The sequence below is a fragment of the Streptomyces sp. NPDC086787 genome, from assembly GCF_044745865.1.
In the GTDB taxonomy this organism is placed as follows: domain Bacteria; phylum Actinomycetota; class Actinomycetes; order Streptomycetales; family Streptomycetaceae; genus Streptomyces.
This window is the reverse complement of the sequence record NZ_JBIVBC010000011.1, coordinates 151,191-173,177: the sequence shown is the minus strand read 5'-3', so window position 1 is coordinate 173,177 and position 21,987 is coordinate 151,191. Positions and strand designations below refer to the sequence as shown.

The window sequence follows — 21,987 nt, the reverse complement described above, 5'->3', positions numbered from 1 at the left end:
ACATTCGTCTCACAGCCTCACCGAGCAGCCCTGTACAGAGCACCAAAGACCTGGGCTTTCTCGACTGTACGGACGTACCAGAGGCGCTCTGGACGCCAGGTAAACTCCGTCTACGTGACTTCAGCGCCCGCCAAGCCCCGCATCCCGAACGTCCTCGCCGGACGTTACGCCTCCACCGAGCTCGCCACGCTCTGGTCGCCCGAGCAGAAGGTGAAGCTGGAGCGGCAGCTCTGGCTCGCCGTGCTGCGGGCCCAGAAGGACCTCGGGATCGAGGTGCCCGAAGCGGCGATCGCCGACTACGAGCGTGTCCTCGACACCGTCGACCTGGCCTCCATCGCCGAGCGCGAGAAGATCACGCGGCACGACGTGAAGGCGCGGATCGAGGAGTTCAACGACCTCGCCGGGCACGAGCACGTGCACAAGGGCATGACCTCCCGTGATCTCACCGAGAACGTCGAGCAGCTCCAGATCCGGCTCTCGCTGGAGCTGGTGCGCGACCGCACGGTGGCGGTCCTCGCCCGTCTGGGCAGGCTGGCCGGCGAGTACGCCGAGCTGGTCATGGCCGGCCGCTCCCACAACGTCGCCGCCCAGGCCACCACCCTCGGCAAGCGCTTCGCGACCGCCGCCGACGAGCTTCTCGTCGCCCACGGCCGCGTCGAGGAGCTGCTCGGCCGGTACCCGCTGCGCGGCATCAAGGGCCCCGTCGGTACGGCGCAGGACATGCTGGACCTGCTGGGCGGCGACGCCTCGAAGCTGGCCGGGCTCGAGGACCGGATCGCCGCGCACCTCGGCTTCTCGCAGGCGTTCACCTCGGTCGGGCAGGTCTATCCGCGCTCGCTGGACTACGAGGTCGTCACCGCGCTGGTGCAGCTCGCGGCCGCCCCGTCCTCGCTGGCCAAGACGATCCGGCTGATGGCCGGGCACGAGCTGGTGACCGAGGGCTTCAAGCCGGGCCAGGTCGGCTCCTCCGCGATGCCGCACAAGATGAACACCCGCTCCTGCGAGCGTGTCAACGGACTCATGGTCATCCTGCGCGGCTACGCCTCGATGACCGGCGAGCTGGCGGGCGACCAGTGGAACGAGGGCGACGTGTCCTGCTCGGTGGTGCGCCGGGTCGCGCTGCCGGACGCGTTCTTCGCGCTGGACGGTCTGCTGGAGACGTTCCTGACCGTGCTCGACGAGTTCGGCGCGTTCCCGGCGGTCGTCGCCCGTGAGCTGGACCGGTATCTGCCGTTCCTCGCCACGACCAAGGTGCTGATGGGCGCGGTGCGCGCGGGCGTCGGCCGTGAGGTCGCGCACGAGGCGATCAAGGAGAACGCCGTCGCCACCGCCCTCGCCATGCGTGAGCAGGGTGCCGAGCGCAACGACCTGCTGGAGAAGCTGGCCGCCGACGAGCGTCTCCCGCTCGACCGCGAGCGGCTGGAGGCACTGATGGCCGACAAGCTGTCCTTCACCGGCGCCGCCGCGGCTCAGGTCGGTGTCGTCGTGGGCCGTGTCGAGGAGATCGTCAAGCAGCGGCCGGAGGCCGCCGGATACACCCCGGGAGCGATCCTCTGACCCGCTTCACCCAGGCGGAACTGGAGGCCGCCCGCGACCGTCTCGTCCCGGACGTCGTCGCGGACGGTCTCCATGTCCTGTTCTGCGGTATCAACCCCGGTCTGATGACAGCCGCGACGGGCCACCACTTCGCCCGTCCCGGGAACCGGTTCTGGCCGGTGCTGCACTTGTCCGGCTTCACCCCGAGGCTGCTGAAGCCGGAGGAGCAGCGGGAGTTGCTCTCGTACGGGCTCGGCATCACGAACGTCGTGGCGCGGGCGACGGCGCGGGCCGACGAGCTGACGCCCGAGGAGTATGTGCGGGGCGGACGGCTGCTGTCGGAGCGGGTCACGCGGCTGCGGCCGGAGTGGCTGGCCGTGGTCGGGGTCACCGCGTACCGGGCCGCCTTCGGGGACCGCACGGCGCGGGTGGGGCCGCAGGAGCGGACGATCGGCGACACGCGGGTGTGGGTGCTGCCCAATCCCAGCGGGCTGAACGCCCATTGGACGGCGGCGACGATGGCGGAGGAGTTCGGGCGGCTGCGGGTCACGGCGGATCCACGTCCGTGACGACCGCGAGGAGCCGGCACGGGAGCTCCTTGTCCCACCGTGAGATCCCCAGTGCGACCCAGCGCTCCGACTCGGACGGCTGCCACAGCTGTACGTCCGGCACGTGTCCGCTCAGTACACTCCAGGGCCGGGCGGCCTCCGCCCCGTCCAGGGAGCGCTCGAGGACGCTGTACAGACTGAACTCCTGCGGTGGACCCCAGCGTTGGGTGAGCCGCTCCCCCAGTCCGTCCCGGTCGGCCTCGTACTGAGCCTCCGTCTCCTCCCGCTCCGCTCCGTCGCCCTCCTCGAAGCCGCCGCTGGTCCCTAATGCGGCTATGTGATACCCGGGCCCGCTCTCACCGTGCTCCGTCCTGCCGTGCCGCGCGGGGAACTCGCGGGCGCACAGCAGGTCGATGAGAGCCAGGCACTTCGCGATGTCCATGCGATCCAGTAAAGCGGGCACCACTGACAATCGGCACGGTCGATCGGCGCGGTCGATCTGCCCACCCGTCAGACGTCCCGCCGCCGCACGCTCCAGGCCCCCGCCACCAGCGCCCCGGCCGTCCACAGGGCCGTAACGGCGAGCCCGGTCCAGGGCCCCAGGGTTCCGTCCCAGTCGCTGTGCAGTACGACCTGACCTGCGCGGTCGGGCAGGAAGTCGGCGACACCGCCGGACAGGTCACCGATGACGAAGGACACCGTCAGCAGGAACGGGACGAGGATGCTCAGGGTCGCCACCCCGCTGCGCAGTACCGCCGCGAGTCCGGCCGCGAACAGCGCCATCAGAGCGAGGTAGAAGCCGCAGCCCACCGCGGCGCGCAGCCCCTCGCCCCAGGTGGGCGCGCCCGCGCCGAGGACGGACCGCCCCACGGCCAGGGACACCGCCCCGGTGACCAGGCCCACGGCCAGGACGGGCAGAGCGACCGCCGCGGCCTTGGCCGCGAACCATCGCAGCCGGTCGGGCACCGCGGCGAGCGTCAGCCGCAGGGCGCCACCCCGGAACTCGGACGAGACGGCGGTCGCGCCGAACGCGATGGCCGCGATCTGCCCGAAGCTGACGCCGAAGAACGTCGAGAACAGGGGATCGGAGCCGTCGTCACCGACCGAGGCGAGCGCGGAGAACGCGGCGGTGGCGAGCAGCACCGCGGTCAGGCTGCCGATCAGCGACCGCAGCGTACGGATCTTGATCCACTCGGCGTGGAGGACGGACGAGAACGACATGGTCAGGACTCCTTCAGTGGTGCGGTGTACTCGGCCTCGCCGGACGTCAGATCGAGATAGGCCTGCTCCAAGGTGCCCTCCCGCGAGGTGAGTTCCAGTACGGGAACGCCCGCTTCGGACATGAGGCGGCCGATGTCCTCCGCGCTAGCGTGCCGCACGGTCCACGCGCCGTCCTCGTCCGGGACGCCGTCGTAACCGCGGCTGGAGAGGAGGCCGGCGAGGGCCGGGCTGTCGGTCGTACGGATGCGTACATGGGGCCGCACGCGCGCGTGGATGAACTCCTTCACCGGGGTGTCGGCCAGCAGGCGGCCCCGGCCGAGGACGACCAGGTGGTCGGCGAAGGTCGCGGTCTCGTTCATGAGGTGGCTGGAGACCAGGACCGTGCGCCCTTGTGCCGCCAGCCGCCGGAGCAACTCCCGGATCCAGACGATGCCTGCGGGATCGAGGCCGTTCGACGGCTCGTCCAGCATGATCACCTCGGGGTCGCCGAGCAGGGCGGCGGCGATGCCGAGCCGCTGCCGCATGCCCAGGGAGTAACTCCGCACCCGGTGCCGCGCGACGGACGCCAGTCCCGTCTCCTCCAGCACCGCGTCGATCCGGCGGTCGGGGATGCGGTTGCTCACGGCGAGGGCCCGCAGATGGTCGCGTCCAGTGCGAAAACCGTGCGCGGCCCCCGCGTCGAGCAGGGCGCCCACGCGGCGCAGCGGCTCGTGGAACCCGGCGTACGGGCGGCCGCCGAGTGTGGCGGTCCCGGATGTCGGCCGGTCGAGGCCCAGTACGAGCCGCATGGTGGTCGACTTCCCGGCGCCGTTGGGTCCGAGAAAGCCCGTCACCCGGCCGGGCCGGACGCTGAAGGTGAGCCGGTCCACGGCCCGTCGGGCGCCGTACTCCTTGGTCAGGTCGCTCACGTCGATGCTGGTCATGCCAACACCCTGACGTCAGTGGGGCGTTGGCTCCTCCCCCGCCGGGGTGGATCGTCTCCCCCGCCCGGGGGAGGCCGCTGTCAGTGGCGCCTGCGACGATGACCGAATGGCCCGATTCCTGCGCCCGCTGCTGCGGGGGACGACGTACACGCGACTGCTGCACCTGTGGGTGCCGATGCTGATCGTCAGCGTGTGGATGTTCGTCGACCCGTCCACGCCGTGGGTGCCCGCGCTCGCGCTGGTTCCGGTCGGGCTAGTCCCGGCCGTCCGGATGGGCGAGGGCGTACAGGCGCGGCTCCTGCTCACGCCGGGCGAGCAGGAACCGGGCATCTCCGTGACACCGTCGCGGACCTGGCGGGACCGGCTGCGCACGGTGGTGTGGCTGGAGGTCCGGATGGCGCTGGGCGCGGCGGCCCTGTTCGCCACGGTGTGGCTGCCGGTGCTCACGTACGAGCTCACCAGAGCCGCTGGCGGAGTCGTTCCCCCCGATCTCCCGGTCCTCGACCGGACGATGCCGGAGTGGACGTACGCCCTGCTGGTCCCGCTTCCCGTGGTCGTGTACTACGGCGTCGTTGTCGGTTGTGGCCACCTCATCACCGCCGTCGCACGACGCCTGCTCGGTCCGTCCGCGGCCGAACGGCTCGCCGCCCTGGAGGAGCGTGCCGAACAACTCCTGGAGCGCACCCGCATCGCCCGCGAGCTGCACGACTCCATAGGCCACGCCCTGACGGTCGCGGTGGTCCAGGCGGGCGCGGCGCGGGCGGCGGGCGACCCCACGTTCACCGACCGGGCTCTGAACGCCATCGAGGAGACGGGGCGCGCCGCCCTGGAGGACCTGGAACGGGTGCTCGCCGTCCTGCGGGAGACGGAACGGCCGGTGAGCGGCCGACCGACGATGGCCGACGCCGACCGGCTCCTGGAGTCGGCGCGCGCCGCCGGAGCCGAGGTCGACGCCGATGTGACGGGTCCCGTGGAGAAGGTGCCCGGACCGGTCTCCCGCGAGGGATACCGCATCCTTCAGGAGGCACTGACCAATGTGCTGCGGCACGCGGGAGCCGTGCCCGTGCGGGTCCGCGTGACGGTCTCGGGCGGCAGCCTCGGTCTTGAGGTGCGCAATCCGCTCACAGCCGCGACACCCGGTCCCGGCCGGGGCAGTGGGCTGCGCGGCATACGCGAGCGCGCGGCCCTCCTCGGCGGCCACGCGCACACCGGACCGCACGAGGGCGACTGGCAGGTACGTGCTGAACTGCCGTTGCGGTGATCCAGTGCCCCGGCACCAGGGTCTGTCGTATCGACAGGCTCTAGGCTGGCCGGATGCCGGTCACCGTTCTTCTCGTCGATGACGAACCACTGGTTCGCGCGGGCTTGCGGGCCGTGCTGGAGGCGCAGCCCGACATGGAGGTTGTCGGTGAGGCTGCCGACGGGGCCGCGGTGATTCCGTTGGTCCGGCAACTGCGGCCCGATGTCGTCGCCATGGACGTCCGCATGCCGCTCCTGGACGGGATCGAGGCGACGCGCGCGGTGCTGCGCACCGTCGACGATCCGCCGAAGATCCTCGTCGTGACGACGTTCGAGAATGACGAGTACGTGTACGAGGCGCTGCGCGCGGGCGCCAACGGGTTCCTGCTGAAGCGGGCCCGGCCCGCCGAGATCGTGCACGCCGTACGGCTGGTCGCCGAGGGCGAGTCGCTGCTGTTCCCGGCCTCGATACGGGAGCTCGCCGCCCGCTACGGCGACGACGGCGGCAACCGGGCGGCACGCGCCGTGCTGGAACGGGCCCAACTGACAGAGCGGGAGGCCGAGGTGCTGCGGCTGATCTCCCGAGGGCTGTCCAACGCGGAGATCGCGGAACGGCTGGTCGTCGGAACCGAGACGGTGAAGTCGCATGTGAGCGCCGTCCTGGCGAAGCTCGGGGCCCGGGACCGCACCCAGGCGGTGATCGCGGCGTACGAGTCGGGTTTCGTGGCTCCCGGCTGACCGGTGCGCCCACGGGTTCGTGGCAGGCCGGCACTCGCCGGGGACCGCCGCGCCGAGTACGATCCGCCCCACACGCGCACGAGCTGGGAGGACGGACGTTGGGACGGCTGACCGGCGGCGATCCCTCGCTGCTGCGCAGGATCAATTCCGCGGTGGTGCTGCACGCGCTGCGTGCCACGGACTGTGCCACGCTCACCGAGATCACCCGGGTGACGGGGCTGTCCCGGCCGACGGTCGAAGGGGTCGTCGAGGGGCTCATCGAGGCCGGTCTCGTGGTCGAGAAGGCGGCGGAGGAGGGCGCTGCCAGGCGTCAGGGGCGGCCGGCCCGGCGGTTCCGGTTCCGGGCGGAGGCCGGGCACCTGCTGGGGCTGGAGATCGGCGCGCACCGCGTCACCGCGCTCCTCGCCGATCTCGACGGCCGGGTGCTGGGCTCGCAGGCCAAGGACGTGGACGAGACGGCCGACCCGGACGAGCGGCTGGAGCGGCTGCGCACCGCCGTCGCCGAACTGCTGCGGCGGGCCGGGGTGTCGCGCGGCTCGCTGCGTGCCGTGGGTGTGGGGACGCCGGGAATCGTGGAGGCCGACGGGACCGTGCGGCTGGGCACCGCGCTGCCTCAGTGGACGGGACTCAGGCTCGGGGAACGGCTGAGCCGCTCCTTCAAGTGTCCGGTCCTGGTCGAGAACGACGCGAACGCGGCGGCCGTGGCCGAGCACTGGAAGGGCGCGGCGACCGAGTCGGACGACGTGGTGTTCGTGCTGGCCGGTCTCAGTCCGGGCGCGGGTTCACTGATCGGCGGGCGGTTGCACCGGGGGTACGGCGGGGCGGCCGGCGAGATCGGTGCGCTGCATCTGCTGGGCCGGGAGGCCACCCCGGAGACGCTCCTGTCCACCACCGACGAGCCGCTGCACCCGCTTGACGAGCAAGCGGTGGCCGAGGTGTTCGCGCTCGCGCGCGAGGGCGACACCCGGGCCCGCGCGGCCGTGGACCGCTTCATCCAGCGGCTCGTCCACGACGTGGCGGCGCTGGCCCTTGCCCTCGATCCGGAGCTGGTGGTCATCGGCGGCTGGGCGGCAGGTCTGGACGGTGTCCTGGAGCCGCTGCGCCGGGAACTCGACCGGTACTGTCTGCGGCCCCCCGCAGTGGCCCTCTCCCTGCTGGGCGAGGCGGCCGTGGCCACCGGAGCGCTGCGCCTCGCCCTGGACCACGTGGAGGAGCAACTGTTCGCGGTGGAGAGCACGGTGACGGCACGGCGCTGACCCGCTGCCCGAACGGGGGCGCGGGGGTGCCGCGAAGAGGACGGGCCAGGTCGCCTGCCGGTCCGTACCGCCCCCAGGATGTCAGCCGGTCCCCGCGCTAGGACGCCTGCCGGTCCGTGCCGTGGTGGATCTCCACGCCGCCGGAGTCACCGAAGGTCAGCCGGCAGGTGTCCGCGCGGTAGGTGGCGACGGAGAGCGCGGCGGTGCGTCCCTCGGCGGTGTACCGGGTGGTGACGACGAGCACGGGTGCCCCGGGGAGCCGGTCGAGTTCCCTGGCGTCCTCGGCGCGGGCCGAGCCGAGTTCCACGGCTCGGTCCTGGCCTTCCAGGTCCAGCCGCTGGAGCTCGCGCAGCACCGCACGCGCGCGTGCCGGGCCGGACGGCGTGTCGATGGCGGTCAGGTCGGGCACCGAGGCGTCCGGGATGTAGAGCAGTTCCGCGGCGACCGGCCGGCCCTGGGAGACACGGGAGCGGCGCACGGTGTGCACGGGCTGCTCGGGGCCGGTGCCGAGGGCGTCGGCGACGGCCGCGGGCGGCGCCGACCGGGTGCTGTCGGCGGGCTGCCACGCGTCATCGGCAGCGCCGGGCCAGACGTGCCGTTCGGTGCCGACGGCCACACCGACGCGCGGCGGGGCGACGGTCGTACCGACGCCGCGGCGGCGCTGGAGACGGCCTTCCAGTTCGAGCTGTTCGAGGGCTTGGCGAAGGGTGGCGCGGGCGACACCGAAGCGGGCGGCGAGGTCGCGCTCGTTGGGCAGGATCTCGCCGACCGAGAACTCCGAGTCCAGTGCCTCGCTGAGCACGGTCCTGAGGTGCCAGTACTTCGGTTCCGGCACCGGTTCCAGCTGCGTGGTCCCCACCCTGTCCTCCGCGATCGCCGTGGTCTGCGGCGGCGTTTTTTGGCGCCCTTGTTTATTAAAGGTTGTTGCACTTATCTGCGACGATAGGACGGCCCCCACCCTTGGTCAATACCAATCCCCGGCCCCTCGCCCGCGCGCGGATCGGGTGCCACGGCGTGCTCCGCGCCAACGACACGCCGCAACCAAGGGCTACCTGCTGGTAGCTATTACTGACAAGCTGCTACGGCGTCCGTCGGCCAGTCCAGACAAGGAGCACCCCATGTCCGCCGCCGTCTCCTTCAAGGTCCCCACCCCGCAGGGCCCGCGCCCGGTGACCGTCTCCTACACGCGCGTGGGCGACGGCGCACCGCTGGTGCTGCTGCACGGGATCGGCCATCACCGTCAGGCCTGGGACCCGGTGGTGGACATCCTCGCGACCGAGCGCGAAGTGATCGCCGTGGATCTGCCCGGATTCGGCGCGTCCCCCGCTCTGCCGGACGGCGTCACCTACGACCTGCCGTCCACCCGCGCCGTGCTCGGTGCCCTGTTCGAGGCCCTGGAACTGGACCGCCCGCACGTGGCGGGCAACTCCCTGGGCGGCCTGCTGGCACTGGAACTCGGCCACGCGAAACTCGTACGGTCCGTCACCGCCCTCTCCCCCGCCGGGTTCTGGTCGGAGGCCGAGCGGCGCTACGCCTTCGGCGTCCTGCTCACGATGCGCCGGATCTCCCGGCAACTGCCGCTTCCCGTGGTCGAGCGAATGGCCCGCACCGCGGCCGGCCGAACGGCATTGACCAGCACGATCTATGCCCGTCCCAGCCGCCGTTCACCCGAGGCGGTGGTCGCCGAGACCCTCGCGCTGGCCGGTGCCACCGGGTTCGACGCGACCCTGCGGGCCGGGGCCGCCGTCCAGTTCACCCATGACATCCCCGGAATCCCGGTGACCGTGGGCTGGGGCACCAGGGACTGGCTGCTGGTGCGCCGCCAGGGTGTCCGCGCGAAGCAGATCATCCCCCGCGCCCGGCTGGTACGCCTCCCCGGCTGCGGCCACTGCCCCATGAACGACGACCCGGCGCTCGTCGCACGCGTCATCCTGGACGGCAGCCGCTGACCGTGTCGGGTTTCTTTTGGAAGCACCCGGGCCCGGACACAGGTCTGCCGGTCACCGACTCATCTGCCGCCGGGGCCGGTTGTTCATCTGTGGTTTCCGTGGGCGCTGCGGCGCACCAGTAGTTGTGGCAGTGCCAACAGGCCGGACCCCGTACTGGAGGAATCCATGTCCCACCGTCCGCTCCCCGCCCGCCGCAGTGTCCTGCGCGGCTCCCTGGCCGCGTCGGCGGCCCTGGCCCTGCCCACGGCCCTCGGCGCGGCACCGGCGTTCGCCCGGTCCGGCCGGCCCTCGGCGGGCTGGGGCGTGCAGGCGGGCGACGTGACGTCCGACTCCGGTCTGGTGTGGGTGCGTTCGGACCGGCCCGCGCGGATGATCGTGGAGACGTCGGCCACCGAGTCGTTCCGCAGTCCGCACCGCCTGCACGGGCCGTTGCTCGGCGCGGACACCGACTTCACCGGCACCACCCGGCTGCGCGGACTGCCGTCCGGGGAGCAGATCCACTACCGCGTGCTGCTCGCCGACCCCGACGACCCGCGGCGCACCGGCGAGCCGGTCACCGGCACCTTCCGCACCGTGTCCCGGCGCCCGCGTGACGGCGTGCGGTTCCTGTGGTCGGGCGACCTGGCGGGCCAGGGCTGGGGCATCAACCCCGACCTCGGCGGCTACCGGATCTACAACGCGATGGCACGACTCGACCCGGACTTCTTCCTCTGCAGCGGCGACAACATCTACGCCGACGGACCGCTCACGGCCACCCAGGCCCTGCCGGGCGGCGGCGTCTGGCGGAACATCACCACCGAGGAGAAGTCGAAGGTCGCCGAGACCCTCGCCGAGTACCGCGGCAACTTCCGCTACAACCTGCTCGACGAGAACCTGAAGCGGTTCAACGCCCAGGTCCCGTCCGTCATCCAGTGGGACGACCACGAAGTGCGCAACAACTGGTACCCGGGCGAGTTGATCACCGACTCCGACCCCAGGTACACGGAGAAGAGCGTCGACGTGCTGGCGGCGCGGGCCCGGCGGGCGTTCGGCGAGTACTTCCCGCTCTCCACGCTGCGGCCGGGCGCGAAGGAGGGCCGGGTCCAGCGTGTGCTTCACCAGGGCCCGCTCCTCGACGTGTTCGTACTCGACATGCGGACCTACCGGAACGCCAACTCCCCCGGCCGGCAGACCGTGGACCCACAGGGCATCCTCGGCCTTGAGCAGTTGGAGTGGCTCAAGCGTGAGCTGTCGCGGTCGCGGGCGGTGTGGAAAGTGATCGCCGCGGACATGCCGATCGGCCTGGTCGTGCCCGACCCGACGGAGAGCCGGCCGAACTTCGAGGCGGTCGCACAGGGCGACCCGGGCGTACCGCTGGGCCGGGAACTCCAGATCGCCGAACTGCTGCGGTTCGTCAAACACCGGCGAATCACCGGCACGTTGTGGCTGACGGCCGACGTGCACCACACCTCGGCACAGCACTACCAGCCGTCACGAGCCGCGTTCACCGACTTCGAGCCGTTCTGGGAGTTCGTCTCCGGCCCGCTGAACGCGGGCGCCTTCCCGGCCTCCGCGCTTGACAGCACCTTCGGTCCGGAGCGGGTGTTCGTGAAGGCGCCGACCGCGTCGAACGTCTCGCCCGCCGGGGGCTACCAGTTCTTCGGTGAGGTCGACATCGACGGCCACAGCGGGGAGCTGACGGTGCGGCTGCGGGAGCAGGACGGCACCGTGCTGTTCACCCGGACGCTCCAGCCGGGCCGGGTCGGCCAGTAGTCACCGCCGACTCCTCTCCGGGTTGGGTGTTCCATCGCACCCCGGGAGGTCTCAAGCCCGAGGTGGCCCCGCCCGCGGTCGGTCCGCATGTCGAACACGTGGTGGCCGAAGAGGCCGACACCGCTACCAGCGACACCGCTACTGGAGAGAGCAACAAAACAGACTGAAGCGTGTTTTACCCTTCGGTCACAAGGCGTTCGTGATCACGCAACACCGATCCTTCACAGTGGCTGCATGAATCGAGACATGTCTGATGTGACACGCACGAAGCACGGACGTCCCGTGCACCACTGGCGGCGGGACGTCGTCGAACTCGCCGCCCTGTTCACGGCCGTGGCGGTGGCCGACGCGGCGGCGAACATGGTCGGGCACGGCCCCGACGGTCCAGTGCTGCTGGTGATCTCGGCGGTGACGCTGGCCGCCACGGCCGGGTTCCACACATGGTGGGCACGACGCCATGGGCACGCGCCCCCCACGAGTGATACCGGCGCCCGGCCGTCCGCCTCGGTGCGGCAGGCCGGGCCGTCCGGCGAACCCGGGGCAGTCGCCGGGTCCGTGACCGGAGCGGGCACGCTGTGGCGGATGCGGACGACGGTGAGGGACGAACCGGGCTCGCTGGCCGCGCTGTGCGCGGCCCTCGCCGGGCAGCGGGTGGACATCCTCAGCCTGCAGACGCATCCGCTCGCCGAGGGCACAGTGGACGAGTTCCTGCTGCGCGCCCCGGGCGAGGCCCCGTCCGCCGAGATCAGCCGCGTGGTCTCGCGCGCCGGGGGCACGAACACCTGGATGGAGCGGGCCGACGCGCACGATCTGGTGGACGCGCCGACAAGGGTGCTCGGCCTCGCGGCCCGTACCGCCGTGGACGCGGCGGAACTCCCGCTGGCACTGCGGCAGTTGCTGGGACGGTGCACGATCCGTTCGCTGCCCGCCGCACCGGTCGGGGGTGGCCGTGCGCAGGAGGCGGTGCCCGCCGGGGGCGTGCTCGAGGACACGGTGATGCGGCTGCGGGCTCCGGAGGGCGGGGTGATCACCGTGGAGCGGCCGTATCTCCCTTTCACGCCGACCGAGTTCGCGCGGGCGCGCGCGCTGGTGGAGCTGGATGCCCGGCTGGGCCCGCGCGTTCCGCGCGGCCTGGACGTGCTGACGCTGCCCGAGGGCAACGCGATCACCGTGCGCCGGGCCGACACCGACGACGTCGCGGCGGCGAAGGCGATGCACGAACGGTGCTCGAAGCGGACCCTTGCCATGCGGTACCACGGGCCGGTCGGTGACGCGGACCGCTATCTGAACCATCTGCTCAGCCCGCGCTTCGGGCGGACGCTCGCGGTGCAGACCCCGTCGGGACGCATCGTCGGGCTCGGCCATCTGCTGTGGGACGGGGACGAGACCGAGGTCGCGCTGCTGGTGGAGGACGAGTGGCAGCGCCGGGGCATCGGCGCTGAGCTGCTGGGCCGCCTGGTGGCGATGGCGGTCGAGGCGGGCTGCGAGAGCGTCTACGCGGTGACGCAGGCGTCCAACACCGGCATGGTCGCCGCCATGCGCGGGCTGGACCTCCCGCTGGACTACCAGATCGAGGAGGGCACGCTCGTGATCACGGCCCGGCTGGAGACCGCCCCGGCCGTCTCGCGGCTGCCGTACGACAGCAGGCAGGAGCAGTACGGCGGGGCGGTCGGCCGGGACTGAGCACCGTCAGCTCAGAGCCTGCCGGAGGCTGACGGGTGACGGCACCTGAGGGGCGCCGCCGAGTGCGGCGTCCAGGTCCTCCCACAGGTCCTCGACGTCCTCCAGACCCACCGACATGCGCAGCAGCTTGTCGCTGACGCCCGCGCCACGCCGGTCCTCGGCGTCCACGATCCGGTGGCTGATGGAGGCCGGGTGCTGGATCAGGGTGTCGACGCTGCCCAGACTCACGGCCGGGGTGACGAGCAGGACCCGGGAGATGACCTCGTGCGGGTCCCCCTGGACCTCGAAGGAGATCATCGCTCCGCCGATGCGTGGATAGTGGACCCAGGTGACCCGCGGGTCGCCGGCCAGCCGGCGGGCCAGCTCGGCAGCGGTCGCGGAGGCGGCCCGCACCCGCACGGGCAGCGTGGACAGCCCGCGCAGCAGCAGATAGCCGGCCAGCGGATGCAGCACTCCGCCGGTGGCGAACCGTATCTGCCGCAGCTGCCGGGCGAATTCCTCGTCGCAGGCGACCACGCCGGCGAGGACGTCGCCGTGCCCGCCCAGGTACTTGGTGGCACTGTGCAGCACGATCCGGGCACCCTGCCCCGCCGGCCGCTGGAGCACGGGGGTGGCGAAGGTGTTGTCGACGAGCAGCGGCACGGTGCCGCAGGAATGGGCGACGGCCCGCAGATCGACTTCGGCGAGGGTCGGATTGGCCGGGGACTCGACCATGACCAGCCCGGTCTCCGGGCGTATCGCGTCCGCGATCCCGGCCGGGTCGGTCCAGGTCACCTCGGTGCCGAGCAGCCCGGCGGTCAGCAGGTGGTCGCTGCATCCGTACAGGGGCCGTACCGCCACGACGTGCCGCAGGCCGGCCGCGGACCGGGCGAGGAGTACCGCGGTCAGCGCGGCCATGCCGCTGGCGAAGGCGACGGCGGACTCGGTGCCCTCCAACCGGGCCAGGGCGGTCTCGAACCGGGCGACGGTCGGGTTGCCGAGCCGCCCGTAGACGGGCGGTCCGTCCGGTTCGGCGCCGGTGGCTGCGAAGGCGTCGATGCGGTCGGCCTCGCCGCGGCTGTCGTACGAGGGGTAGGTGGTGGACAGGTCGATCGGCACGGCGTGCAGGCCCTGCCGGGCGAGATCGTCCCGGCCGGCGTGCACGGCCTCGGTGGCAAGTGCTCGGGAGGTGGTGCGCTGGTCGCCGTATGCGCGGAACCCGGTTCCGCGAGTGCTCGCTGAGTCCATGGCCGGAAGGGTGAACACCGGACGGACCACAGGAGCCGGATACCGTGCTACGTTCCGCCAATGGCCGAATCAGTCGTACTGGATCCGGTGGATCTACGTCTGCTGCGACTGCTGCAGAACGACGCCCGGATGACGTATCGCGACCTCGCCGCCCAGGTGGGAGTCGCGCCGTCGACATGTCTTGACCGGGTGGCCCGGCTGCGCCGCTCGGGGGTGATACTCGGACATCAGCTGCGGCTCGACCCGGCGAAGCTGGGGCGCGGCCTCCAGGCGCTGCTGTCGGTGCAGGTCCGGCCGCACCGCAGGGAGCTGGTCGGTCCGTTCGTGGAGCGGATACGGGTGCTGCCGGAGATACGGACGGTGTTCCACCTGACCGGGCCGGACGACTATCTGGTGCATGTGGCGGTGGCGGACATGGCGGACCTGCAACGGCTGGTGCTGGACGAGTTCACGGCCCGGCGCGAAGTGGCCCGAGTCGAGACCCGGTTGATCTTCCAGCAGTGGGAGTGCGGGCCCCTGCTGCCCCCGACCACGCCCACAGCGGAATCGGTACTGCACGGGTGACGCGGACATGGTCGCCGTATGAGGATGGGCGGCATGTCTGAGACCAAGAGCCCGTTGCCCCGCGAGGTCGCCGACGCCTATGTCGACGAGCTCATCACCCTCGACCCGGTGACCGGCACCTACCTCGGTGCGAAGGAGAGCTCGGGCAGGCTGCCCGACTTCTCCCCCGCCGGTCAGGAGGCGCTGGCACGGCTGGCGCGCACCACGCTGGCGAAGCTGGACGAGGCGGAGCGGCAGCCGGGAGCGGACCGTGACGTGGAGCGGCGCTGCGGGCGTCTGCTGCGTGAGCGGCTCACCGCCGAGCTGGCCGTGCACGAGGCCGAGGAGGGCTTGCGCGCGGTCGGCAATCTGAGCACGCCGCCTCATTCGGTGCGCGATGTGTTCACCGTGACGCCGGCCCAGACGGACGAGGACTGGGCGGCGATCGCGGAGCGGCTCCGCGCGGTTCCGGCCGCGCTGGCCGGCTACCGCGAGTCCCTGGCGCTCGGCCTGGAGCGGAAGCTGCACGGGGCTCCGCGTCCGACGGCCACCTTCATCGGCCAGCTGACCGCCTGGTCGGACACGGACGGTAAGGGGCTCGGCTGGTTCGAGGACTTCGCGTCGGCCGGACCCGAGGCGCTGCGGGCGGAGCTGGACGAGGCCGCGCGCGGGGCGACCGCGGCCGTCGTGGAGCTCCGGGACTGGATGCGGGACGTCTACGCCCCCGCGATCGAGGGCGCGCCGAACACCGTGGGCCGTGAGCGGTACGCCCGCTGGGCGCGCTACTTCAACGGCACGGACATGGACCTGGACGAGGCTTACGCGTACGGCTGGTCCGAGTTCCACCGTCTGCTCGGCGAGATGAAGAAGGAGGCCGAGAAGATCCTTCCGGGCGCCGAGACCCCGTGGACGGCGCTCGCGCACCTCGACGAGCACGGCACGCACATCGAGGGTGTCGAAGAGGTCCGCGAATGGCTCCAGGGACTCATGGACCAGGCGATCGCCGACCTGGACGGGACGCACTTCGAACTCGCCGAGCGGGTTCGGAAGGTGGAGTCGCGCATCGCCCCGCCCGGCGGTGCGGCAGCGCCGTACTACACGGCTCCGTCGGAGGACTTCTCGCGGCCCGGCCGTACCTGGCTGCCGACGATGGGGCAGACCAGGTTCCCGGCGTACGACCTGGTGTCGACCTGGTACCACGAGGGCGTGCCCGGTCATCACCTCCAGCTCGCGCAGTGGGCGCACGTGGCGGAGGACCTCTCCCGCTACCAGGCCACCATCGGCGGGGTGAGTGCCAACGCGGAGGGCTGGGCGCTGTACGCGGAGCGCCTGATGGACGAACTGGGCTATCTCACGGATCCGGAGCACCGCCTCGGCTACCTCGACGCGCAGATGATGCGCGCGGCCCGGGTGATCGTGGACATCGGCATGCACCTGGAGCTGGAGATCCCGGCGGACTCGCCGTTCCACCCGGGTGAGCGCTGGACGCCGGAGCTGGCCGAGGAGTTCTTCGGCGGACACAGCAGCCGTCCGGCGGACTTCGTGGAGAGCGAGCTGACCCGGTACCTGACCATCCCCGGCCAGGCGATCGGCTACAAGCTCGGCGAGCGTGCCTGGCTGCGCGGCCGGGAGAACGCCCGTGAGCGGCACGGTGACGCCTTCGACCTGAAGGCCTGGCACATGGCGGCCCTCTCGCAGGGCTCACTGGGCCTGGACGACCTGGTGGAGGAACTGTCCGCACTCTGACCCGGACATCACGGCCGGCGGCCCCGCACTTCCGGTGCGGGGCCGCCGCAGCCTCACGGACCCGCGACAGGCTCACGGACCCGCCGCACGCGCAGTGTCTCCCGCTGCCGCTCCGGGTCAGCAGCCGCAGTCGCCGCCGACGGGTGCGGTCAGCGGGTCGGCGGGGCGGCTCTCCTCGCCCTGCCAGGTCTCGTAGGCGAAGCCCTCCCGTGCCCAGTACTCGAAGCCGCCGAGCATTTCCTTGACCTGGAAGCCGAGCTCGGCCAGGGCGAGGGCGGCCCGGGCAGCGCCGTTGCAGGCGGGACCCCAGCAGTAGGTGACCACCGGCAGAGCCTTGTCGAGGAGTCGTTCGGCCTGTTCGGGGATGAGCGCGGTCGGCAGGTGGACCGAGCCGGGGATGTGGCCCTGGTCCCAGGACTCGGTGGAGCGGGTGTCCAGGACGACGAAGCCGGGGTGGCCTCCGGCGGCGAGCGCGGCGGCCACGTCGGACACGTCCGCGTGGAAGGCAAGGCTCGCCCGGAAGTGGGCGGCGGCCTCGGCCGGAGCCGCCGGAGCGACCCGCAGCACGGGGTTGGCGGAGCCGGCGGAAACGGTGGCGCTGGGGTTCATTGCGGGTTCTCCCTCAAAGATCTCGGTCACCTGAAATCTATGAGTGCGGCCCGCCCGTCTGGAGACGTGATCCACGGCATATCCCTTGATCAGCCGGGGATTCTCCTGCTATTCCTCGGAGGTGACCGACTATTCCCCGGACGCCACCGACTGGCGCATCCTCGACGTCCTGCAACGTGACGGCCGGACCAGCTTCGCCGATCTCGCCCGCGCCGTCTCGATGTCCGCGAGCGCGGTCACCGAGCGGGTGCGGCGGCTGGAGGAGGAGGGTGTCATCCAGGGGTACGCCGCGGTGGTCGATCCGGAGCGTCTCGGCCTCGGGATCCTCGCCTTCGTACGGCTGCGGTATCCGAACGGCAACTACAAGCCCTTCCATGACCTGGTGGCGGTGACGCCCGAGATCCTGGAGGCACACCATGTGACAGGTGACGACTGCTTCGTCATCAAGGTCACCGCCCGTTCGATGCGTCACCTGGAGGAAGTGTCCGGCAGAATCGGGACACTCGGGTCGGTCACGACGAGCGTCGTCTACTCCTCACCGCTCCCGCGCCGCCCGCTCGCCCGGTGAGTGAGTGGGGTACTCGGTCAAGAACGTCACGCGAGGGGACGACACGGTGGGTTTTGTGATTCGTCACCCACCCCGCTGCCGGAGCGACGACCCCGTTCTGCCCTTCACCACCTCCAGCTGGGTGTGGATCCGGCGGCGCAGGTCGGAGACATGGCTGACGATGCCGACGCTGCGGTCGCGTTCGCGGAGGGAGTCGAGGACGTCGAGGACCTCGTCCAGGGCCTGGTCGTCGAGGCTGCCGAAGCCCTCGTCGATGAAGAGGGTGTCCAGGCGGACGCCTCCGGTCTCGTCCGTGACGACGTCCGCGAGCCCGAGGGCCAGGGCGAGGGAGGCGAAGAACGTCTCACCGCCCGACAGGGTGGCCGTGTCCCGCTCGCGCCCGGTCCAGGCGTCGACGACGTGCAGCCCGAGTCCACTGCGGCCGCGGCCGGTACGGTCGTCGGAGTGGACGAGCGTGTAGCGGCCGGAGGACATGCGCCGTAGCCGTACCGTCGCGGCGGCGGCGACCTGTTCAAGCCGGGCGGCAAGGACGTACGCCTCCAGGCGCATCCGGCGTTCGTTGTCCGCCGAGGTGCCCGCGGTGAGCGCGGCCAGGCGGGCCACCCGGTCGTACTCCTCGCGCAGCGGAGCGAGCCGTCGTACGCCGGCGGCCGCCCGGGCGGAGAGCCGGTCGAGTTCGGCGCAGCAGCGGGCGGCCCAGTCATGTGCGGAGGCGGCGTCGCGCAGTCGCTGGGCGGCCGCGGCCGCGTCCCGCTCGGCGTCGGCGAGAGCGGCCGGCGGCTGTTGGGCGGCCTCCGCGGTGCCGGGCTCCGCGAGTGTCGCGCGGACGGCGGCCTCCTCGGACTGCCAGGCATCCAGGCGCCGTTGCAGCGCGCGGTGGGCCTCGTCGTCGAGGAGCGCGGCGGCCGCGGCCCCGGGGGTCTCGAAGCCGGCCCGGTAGGCGGCGTCGGCGAGTCGGGCGTCGGCGTCCTTGAGCCGCTGGGCACTGTCCTCGGCGGTCCGCGCGGCGTCGGCCGCGTCGGTGAGCAGCGCGGCCCGTCGCTCCAGGTGCGCGGCCCGCGCGGCCACGCTGCCGGCCGCCCCCCGCACGTCGGTCAGCTCTTCTTCGAGGGCGGTTCGTTCACGCTCCAGGGTGTCCCGTCGCGCGGCACGTGAGGCGGTCCGCACCTCGGCCTGTCCACGGTCGGTCAGGCGCCGCTCGCGCTCCTGTTCGGCCCGGCGCAGTTCCTCCTGCGCGGGGTGCAGGGCGGAGGCGTCCCGGCGGGCCAGCGCGTACTCCCGCTCCAGTTCGTCCGTCTCGGCGGCGGTCCGGTCGGTGGGCGCGTCGCCTGCCTCCGCGGTGGCGGCGGCCAGGGCTTCGCGTACGGCGCCCAGCCGGTGCCGGGCCCGCGTGTGCTCCTCGTCGGCGTCACGGGAGGCGGCCTCGGCCCGCTCCTCCGCCGCCCGGTCGACATGCCCGGCGACCTTGCGGGCGGGCGCGGGGTGTTCGGTGGCCCCGCACACCGCGCACGGTTCGCCGTCGGTGAGGCCCGCGGCGAGTTCCGCCGCGATGCCGTTCAGCCGCTGTTCCTTGAGGTCCAGCCAGTGCGCGCGGACCTCCAGGGCCCGGTGCTCGGCGTCCAGCGCCCGCTGCGCCGCCTCATCGGCGTCACGGGTCAGCCGGTCACGCAGCCGGGCCGCGTCGAGGCGCCGCCGGGCAGGCTCGCGCCGGGCGCCGAGCTGCTCGGCGCGGGTGGCGGCCTCCAGCGCGGCGTCGATCCGGGTCTGGAGTGCGGTGCGCAGGCCGTCCCACTCGGTGAGCCAGCTCTCGGCGTCCCGCAGGATGTCTTCGTCGGCGCGTTCTTGGCGGTCGAGACCGGCCCGCTCCTCGACGAGCACGGCGAGCCGTTGTTCGGCGCGGCGGGCGGAGTCAAGGCTGCCGAGTTCCTCGGCGGCCCGCCGGGCGGCGGCCGCCAGGCCTGCCGGCCCGGCGTCCACGAAGCTGTCCGGAAGCAGCGCGCGGGTGCGGTCCTCGGCGGCGGCCGCCTGCCGGTGCTCGATGTCGGCGGTCTCGCGCAGTTCCAGGGCCGGGGCGACCCTCTCCGCCTTGCGGGACCGCTCCATGCGCTCCTGTGCTTCGCGGCGGTCACCTGCCCCCTCGTCCAGCCGCGCCGCCCGCTCCCGGGCTTCGGCGAACCTGCCCTGCAACCGGGCCAGTTCACGTGCGTCGGCCAGGGCCCGGTCGGCGGCGGCCTGGGCGGATTCGGTGGCGGTGAGGCGGCAGCGGGCCAGGGTGAGGCGTTCACGGGCGGTGCTGCGGGCGACGGCCGCCGCGGCCAGCACCGTCTCGGCGAGCCCCGGCTCGCCCGGAGCCAGCTCGGGCAGCTCCATGGCGTCGCCCGCTTCCTGCTGCATGCGGTGCGCGTCGGCCAGCAGCGCCGCGTCGCCTTCCCGCACACGGGCTTCCGTCGCCCGTCGGCGCTCCGCGAGACGTTTCTCGACCTCGGCGAAGCGCCGGGTGTCGAAGAGACGGCCGAGCAGTCGGCCGCGGGCCTCGGCGTCGGCACGCAGGAAGCGTGCGAAGTCGCCCTGGGGCAGCAGGACCACCTGACAGAACTGCTCGCGGCTCATGCCGAGGAGCTGCTCGAACTCGGTACCGATCTCCTGGTGGGACCGGCTGAGGTCCTTCCAGGCACCGCGCGTCGGGTCGTACTCGCGCAGCCAGGTCTGGGCCTTGTCGACCGTGGTACCGGGCCGGCCCCTCTTCTTGGGCCGTTCCCAGGGCGGCTGGCGGGTGACCTCCAGCCGCCTGCCGGCGACGGTCAGTTCCAGGCGGACTTCGGTACGGGTTCCCGGGACGGCGTGGTCGCTGCGCAGGGACAGGCCCTGGCCGTTCTGCCGGGCGCCGGGCACGGAGCCGTAGATCGCGTAGCACACTGCGTCCAGGACGGAGGTCTTCCCGGCGCCGGTCGGCCCGTGCAGCAGGAACAGCCCGGCCGCGGAGAGGGCGTCGAAGTCGACGGACTGGCTGCCGCCGAAGGGTCCGAAGGCGGTGACGTCGAGCCGGTGCAGCCTCACCGGGCCACCTCCCGTACGGCGTCATCCGCGCGCACGGCGTCGAACGCGGCGCCCAGCACCGCCCGCTCCGACGCGTCCGGGCCGGCCCCGCGCACATGAGCCACGAAGTCCTGCGCGACCTCCTGGTCGGTACGGCCCGCGAGGCGCCGGGCATACGTCACGTCGGGGTCGTCGGGGTCCCTGTCCGGCGCGAACATGAGGCTGAGCATGTGCGGGAACCGACCGGTGAGCCGGGCCATGGGGTCCGCCGGACGGACCGTGTCGGTCAGGGTCGCCTCCACCCAGGAGTCCTCGTGGCGGGCGAGACCGGGTTCGGCGAGGAGTTCCTCCAGCGTGCCGCGGATCCGGGCCAGGGGGCGGGGCACCGGGCAGTCGACGCGCTCGGCGTCGATCGAGCCGTCGGCGCCCAGGTCGATGAGCCACATGCTCTTGCGGTGCCCGGCCTCCGAAAAGGAGTACGGCAGCGGAGAGCCCGAGTAGCGTACGCGCTCGCTGATCGTCTGGCAGCCGTGCAGGTGCCCCAGGGCCGCGTAGTCCACACCGGCGAAGACCCCGGCCGGCACGGCGGCCACCCCGCCGACGGTGATGTCCCGCTCACTGTCGCTGGCCTCGCCGCCGGTGACAAAGGCGTGGGCGAGTACGACGGAGCGGGTGTCGTCCGGGCGCCCGGCCAGGTCGACGCGTACACGGTCCATCGCGGCGGCCAGCACACTCTCGTGGGCTGCCTTCGTCACCCCGAACTCGTCCTTCACCAGGGCCGGTTCCAGGTACGGCAGACCGTAGAACGCCACGTCACCAAAGGCGTCCGCGAGCACCACGGGAGTACCGGACGCCGCCGGTTCGGTACGCAGATGGATACCGGCCCGCCCGATCAGACCGGCGCCCACGCCGAGCCGACGCGCCGAGTCGTGGTTCCCGGAGATCATCACCGTGGGCACGCCCAGCGCGGCGAGCCGGTGAAGGGCGTCGTCGAAGAGCTCCACGGCGGCGAGCGGGGGAACCGCCCGGTCGTACACGTCCCCCGACACGACCACCGCGTCGACGTCACGGTCACGCACGGTATCGACCAGGTGACCGATGAACGCCGACTGGGCGTCGAGCATGTTCACCCGGTGGAACGCCCGCCCGAGATGCCAGTCGGACGTGTGCAGAATCCTCACGCCACCGCCCCGACCTGCATGTCTTCCCTCACTCCGCCCCCGGCCCCAGCATGGCCCTCGTCCTTGGCACCGACCACGCTAACGTCCTTCGGCACCTGGTCCGTCACTGGCCTCAGTCTGCCACCGGCTCCGATGTCAGACGGTCGGGTCGGACCAATGGATGCTGTCGCCCGAGTTGGCGAACGAGAAGCCGGCACCCAGGCCGAGGAAGTTCCCGCCGACACCGAACATG

At 72.3% G+C, this 21,987-nt stretch carries 19 protein-coding genes; 11 read left to right on the top strand and 8 right to left on the bottom strand.

Features of this window, described 5'->3' with window-relative positions:
• Positions 1-114: 114 nt before the first annotated feature.
• Together purB and mug are read left to right on the top strand one after the other, a co-directional pair.
• Positions 115-1,557 (top strand): adenylosuccinate lyase, encoded by a 1,443-nt coding sequence (gene purB / locus ACIPK3_RS24665; protein ID WP_402572910.1) that lies wholly within the window; start codon positions 115-117, stop codon positions 1,555-1,557.
• Positions 1,554-2,105: a G/U mismatch-specific DNA glycosylase gene (gene mug / locus ACIPK3_RS24660; RefSeq protein WP_402573053.1), complete on the top strand. Its 552-nt coding sequence runs from the start codon at positions 1,554-1,556 to the stop codon at positions 2,103-2,105. Before purB ends, mug begins: the two co-directional genes overlap by 4 nt.
• Here mug and ACIPK3_RS24655 read toward each other — a convergent pair.
• The 3 genes from ACIPK3_RS24655 to ACIPK3_RS24645 form a co-directional block, all read right to left on the bottom strand.
• Positions 2,083-2,526 (bottom strand): hypothetical protein, encoded by a 444-nt coding sequence (locus ACIPK3_RS24655; RefSeq protein WP_402572909.1) that lies wholly within the window; start codon positions 2,524-2,526, stop codon positions 2,083-2,085. The two genes, mug and ACIPK3_RS24655, sit on opposite strands and share 23 nt — an antisense overlap.
• A 68-nt stretch (positions 2,527-2,594) precedes the next feature.
• Entirely contained in the window at positions 2,595-3,305 is a 711-nt protein-coding gene (locus ACIPK3_RS24650; protein ID WP_402572908.1) for an ABC transporter permease, read from the bottom strand.
• A gap of 2 nt (positions 3,306-3,307) precedes the next feature.
• On the bottom strand, positions 3,308-4,228 hold the full coding sequence (locus ACIPK3_RS24645; protein WP_402572907.1) for an ABC transporter ATP-binding protein: 921 nt from the start codon (positions 4,226-4,228) through the stop codon (positions 3,308-3,310).
• Positions 4,229-4,334: 106 nt separating this feature from the next.
• Here ACIPK3_RS24645 and ACIPK3_RS24640 point away from each other — a divergent pair, with 106 nt between their 5' ends.
• The 3 genes from ACIPK3_RS24640 to ACIPK3_RS24630 all read left to right on the top strand — a co-directional run bounded on the left by ACIPK3_RS24640 (position 4,335) and on the right by ACIPK3_RS24630 (position 7,461).
• On the top strand, positions 4,335-5,489 hold the full coding sequence (locus ACIPK3_RS24640; protein ID WP_402572905.1) for a sensor histidine kinase: 1,155 nt from the start codon (positions 4,335-4,337) through the stop codon (positions 5,487-5,489).
• 53 nt (positions 5,490-5,542) lie between these two features.
• Positions 5,543-6,205, top strand: coding sequence for a response regulator (locus ACIPK3_RS24635; protein ID WP_402572903.1), 663 nt, complete (start codon positions 5,543-5,545; stop codon positions 6,203-6,205).
• A 98-nt stretch (positions 6,206-6,303) separates the two neighbouring features.
• The gene (locus ACIPK3_RS24630) at positions 6,304-7,461 is read left to right on the top strand and encodes an ROK family transcriptional regulator (RefSeq protein WP_402572901.1); all 1,158 of its coding nucleotides are present in this window, start codon (positions 6,304-6,306) and stop codon (positions 7,459-7,461) included.
• A 97-nt stretch (positions 7,462-7,558) separates the two neighbouring features.
• On the opposite strand, the gene ACIPK3_RS24625 is transcribed toward ACIPK3_RS24630, so the two are convergent.
• Positions 7,559-8,320: a GntR family transcriptional regulator gene (locus ACIPK3_RS24625; protein WP_402572900.1), complete on the bottom strand. Its 762-nt coding sequence runs from the start codon at positions 8,318-8,320 to the stop codon at positions 7,559-7,561.
• 259 nt (positions 8,321-8,579) lie between these two features.
• Between ACIPK3_RS24625 and ACIPK3_RS24620 the strand changes: the two genes are divergently transcribed.
• From ACIPK3_RS24620 to ACIPK3_RS24610, 3 genes are all read left to right on the top strand, one after another.
• The gene (locus tag ACIPK3_RS24620) at positions 8,580-9,410 is read left to right on the top strand and encodes an alpha/beta fold hydrolase (protein WP_402572898.1); all 831 of its coding nucleotides are present in this window, start codon (positions 8,580-8,582) and stop codon (positions 9,408-9,410) included.
• Between the two features lie 165 nt (positions 9,411-9,575).
• Positions 9,576-11,162 carry an alkaline phosphatase D family protein gene (locus tag ACIPK3_RS24615; protein WP_402572896.1) on the top strand — a complete coding sequence of 529 codons (1,587 nt, stop codon included), beginning with the start codon at positions 9,576-9,578 and terminating at the stop codon, positions 11,160-11,162.
• A 246-nt stretch (positions 11,163-11,408) separates the two neighbouring features.
• Complete coding sequence (locus tag ACIPK3_RS24610) at positions 11,409-12,845, top strand: GNAT family N-acetyltransferase (RefSeq protein WP_402572895.1); 1,437 nt, start codon at positions 11,409-11,411, stop codon at positions 12,843-12,845.
• A 6-nt stretch (positions 12,846-12,851) separates the two neighbouring features.
• Here the strand turns inward: ACIPK3_RS24610 and ACIPK3_RS24605 are convergent, their stop codons facing one another.
• The gene (locus tag ACIPK3_RS24605) at positions 12,852-14,072 is read right to left on the bottom strand and encodes a trans-sulfuration enzyme family protein (RefSeq protein ID WP_402572893.1); all 1,221 of its coding nucleotides are present in this window, start codon (positions 14,070-14,072) and stop codon (positions 12,852-12,854) included.
• 60 nt (positions 14,073-14,132) lie between these two features.
• On the opposite strand from ACIPK3_RS24605, the gene ACIPK3_RS24600 reads away from it, so the two are divergent.
• On the top strand, positions 14,133-14,636 hold the full coding sequence (locus ACIPK3_RS24600) for an Lrp/AsnC family transcriptional regulator (protein ID WP_402572891.1): 504 nt from the start codon (positions 14,133-14,135) through the stop codon (positions 14,634-14,636).
• A 33-nt stretch (positions 14,637-14,669) separates the two neighbouring features.
• Positions 14,670-16,361: a DUF885 domain-containing protein gene (locus ACIPK3_RS24595; protein ID WP_402572889.1), complete on the top strand. Its 1,692-nt coding sequence runs from the start codon at positions 14,670-14,672 to the stop codon at positions 16,359-16,361.
• A gap of 117 nt (positions 16,362-16,478) precedes the next feature.
• Here ACIPK3_RS24595 and ACIPK3_RS24590 read toward each other — a convergent pair whose 3' ends face one another.
• Positions 16,479-16,970 (bottom strand): rhodanese-like domain-containing protein, encoded by a 492-nt coding sequence (locus tag ACIPK3_RS24590; protein WP_402572887.1) that lies wholly within the window; start codon positions 16,968-16,970, stop codon positions 16,479-16,481.
• 121 nt (positions 16,971-17,091) lie between these two features.
• Between ACIPK3_RS24590 and ACIPK3_RS24585 the strand changes: the two genes are divergently transcribed.
• Entirely contained in the window at positions 17,092-17,538 is a 447-nt protein-coding gene (locus ACIPK3_RS24585) for an Lrp/AsnC family transcriptional regulator (protein ID WP_402572886.1), read from the top strand.
• Positions 17,539-17,601: 63 nt separating this feature from the next.
• Here ACIPK3_RS24585 and ACIPK3_RS24580 read toward each other — a convergent pair whose 3' ends face one another.
• The gene (locus ACIPK3_RS24580; RefSeq protein WP_402572885.1) at positions 17,602-20,595 is read right to left on the bottom strand and encodes an AAA family ATPase; all 2,994 of its coding nucleotides are present in this window, start codon (positions 20,593-20,595) and stop codon (positions 17,602-17,604) included.
• Entirely contained in the window at positions 20,592-21,755 is a 1,164-nt protein-coding gene (locus ACIPK3_RS24575; RefSeq protein ID WP_402572884.1) for an exonuclease SbcCD subunit D, read from the bottom strand. The genes ACIPK3_RS24580 and ACIPK3_RS24575 overlap by 4 nt, the downstream gene beginning before the upstream one ends.
• Positions 21,756-21,987 lie beyond the last annotated feature (232 nt).

Excerpts from the sequence above, each read along its gene's own strand:
- ACIPK3_RS24635 (WP_402572903.1), top strand. The coding sequence starts at position 5,543 with ATGCCGGTCACCGTTCTTCTCGTCGATGACGAACCACTGGTTCGCGCG.
- ACIPK3_RS24650 (WP_402572908.1), bottom strand. The coding sequence starts at position 3,305 with ATGTCGTTCTCGTCCGTCCTCCACGCCGAGTGGATCAAGATCCGTACG.
- ACIPK3_RS24620 (WP_402572898.1), top strand. The coding sequence starts at position 8,580 with ATGTCCGCCGCCGTCTCCTTCAAGGTCCCCACCCCGCAGGGCCCGCGC.
- ACIPK3_RS24645 (WP_402572907.1), bottom strand. The coding sequence starts at position 4,228 with ATGACCAGCATCGACGTGAGCGACCTGACCAAGGAGTACGGCGCCCGA.
- ACIPK3_RS24590 (WP_402572887.1), bottom strand. The coding sequence starts at position 16,970 with ATGAACCCCAGCGCCACCGTTTCCGCCGGCTCCGCCAACCCCGTGCTG.
- ACIPK3_RS24640 (WP_402572905.1), top strand. The coding sequence starts at position 4,335 with ATGGCCCGATTCCTGCGCCCGCTGCTGCGGGGGACGACGTACACGCGA.
- ACIPK3_RS24615 (WP_402572896.1), top strand. The coding sequence starts at position 9,576 with ATGTCCCACCGTCCGCTCCCCGCCCGCCGCAGTGTCCTGCGCGGCTCC.
- ACIPK3_RS24605 (WP_402572893.1), bottom strand. The coding sequence starts at position 14,072 with ATGGACTCAGCGAGCACTCGCGGAACCGGGTTCCGCGCATACGGCGAC.
- ACIPK3_RS24600 (WP_402572891.1), top strand. The coding sequence starts at position 14,133 with ATGGCCGAATCAGTCGTACTGGATCCGGTGGATCTACGTCTGCTGCGA.
- ACIPK3_RS24610 (WP_402572895.1), top strand. The coding sequence starts at position 11,409 with ATGTCTGATGTGACACGCACGAAGCACGGACGTCCCGTGCACCACTGG.
- ACIPK3_RS24595 (WP_402572889.1), top strand. The coding sequence starts at position 14,670 with ATGTCTGAGACCAAGAGCCCGTTGCCCCGCGAGGTCGCCGACGCCTAT.
- ACIPK3_RS24655 (WP_402572909.1), bottom strand. The coding sequence starts at position 2,526 with ATGGACATCGCGAAGTGCCTGGCTCTCATCGACCTGCTGTGCGCCCGC.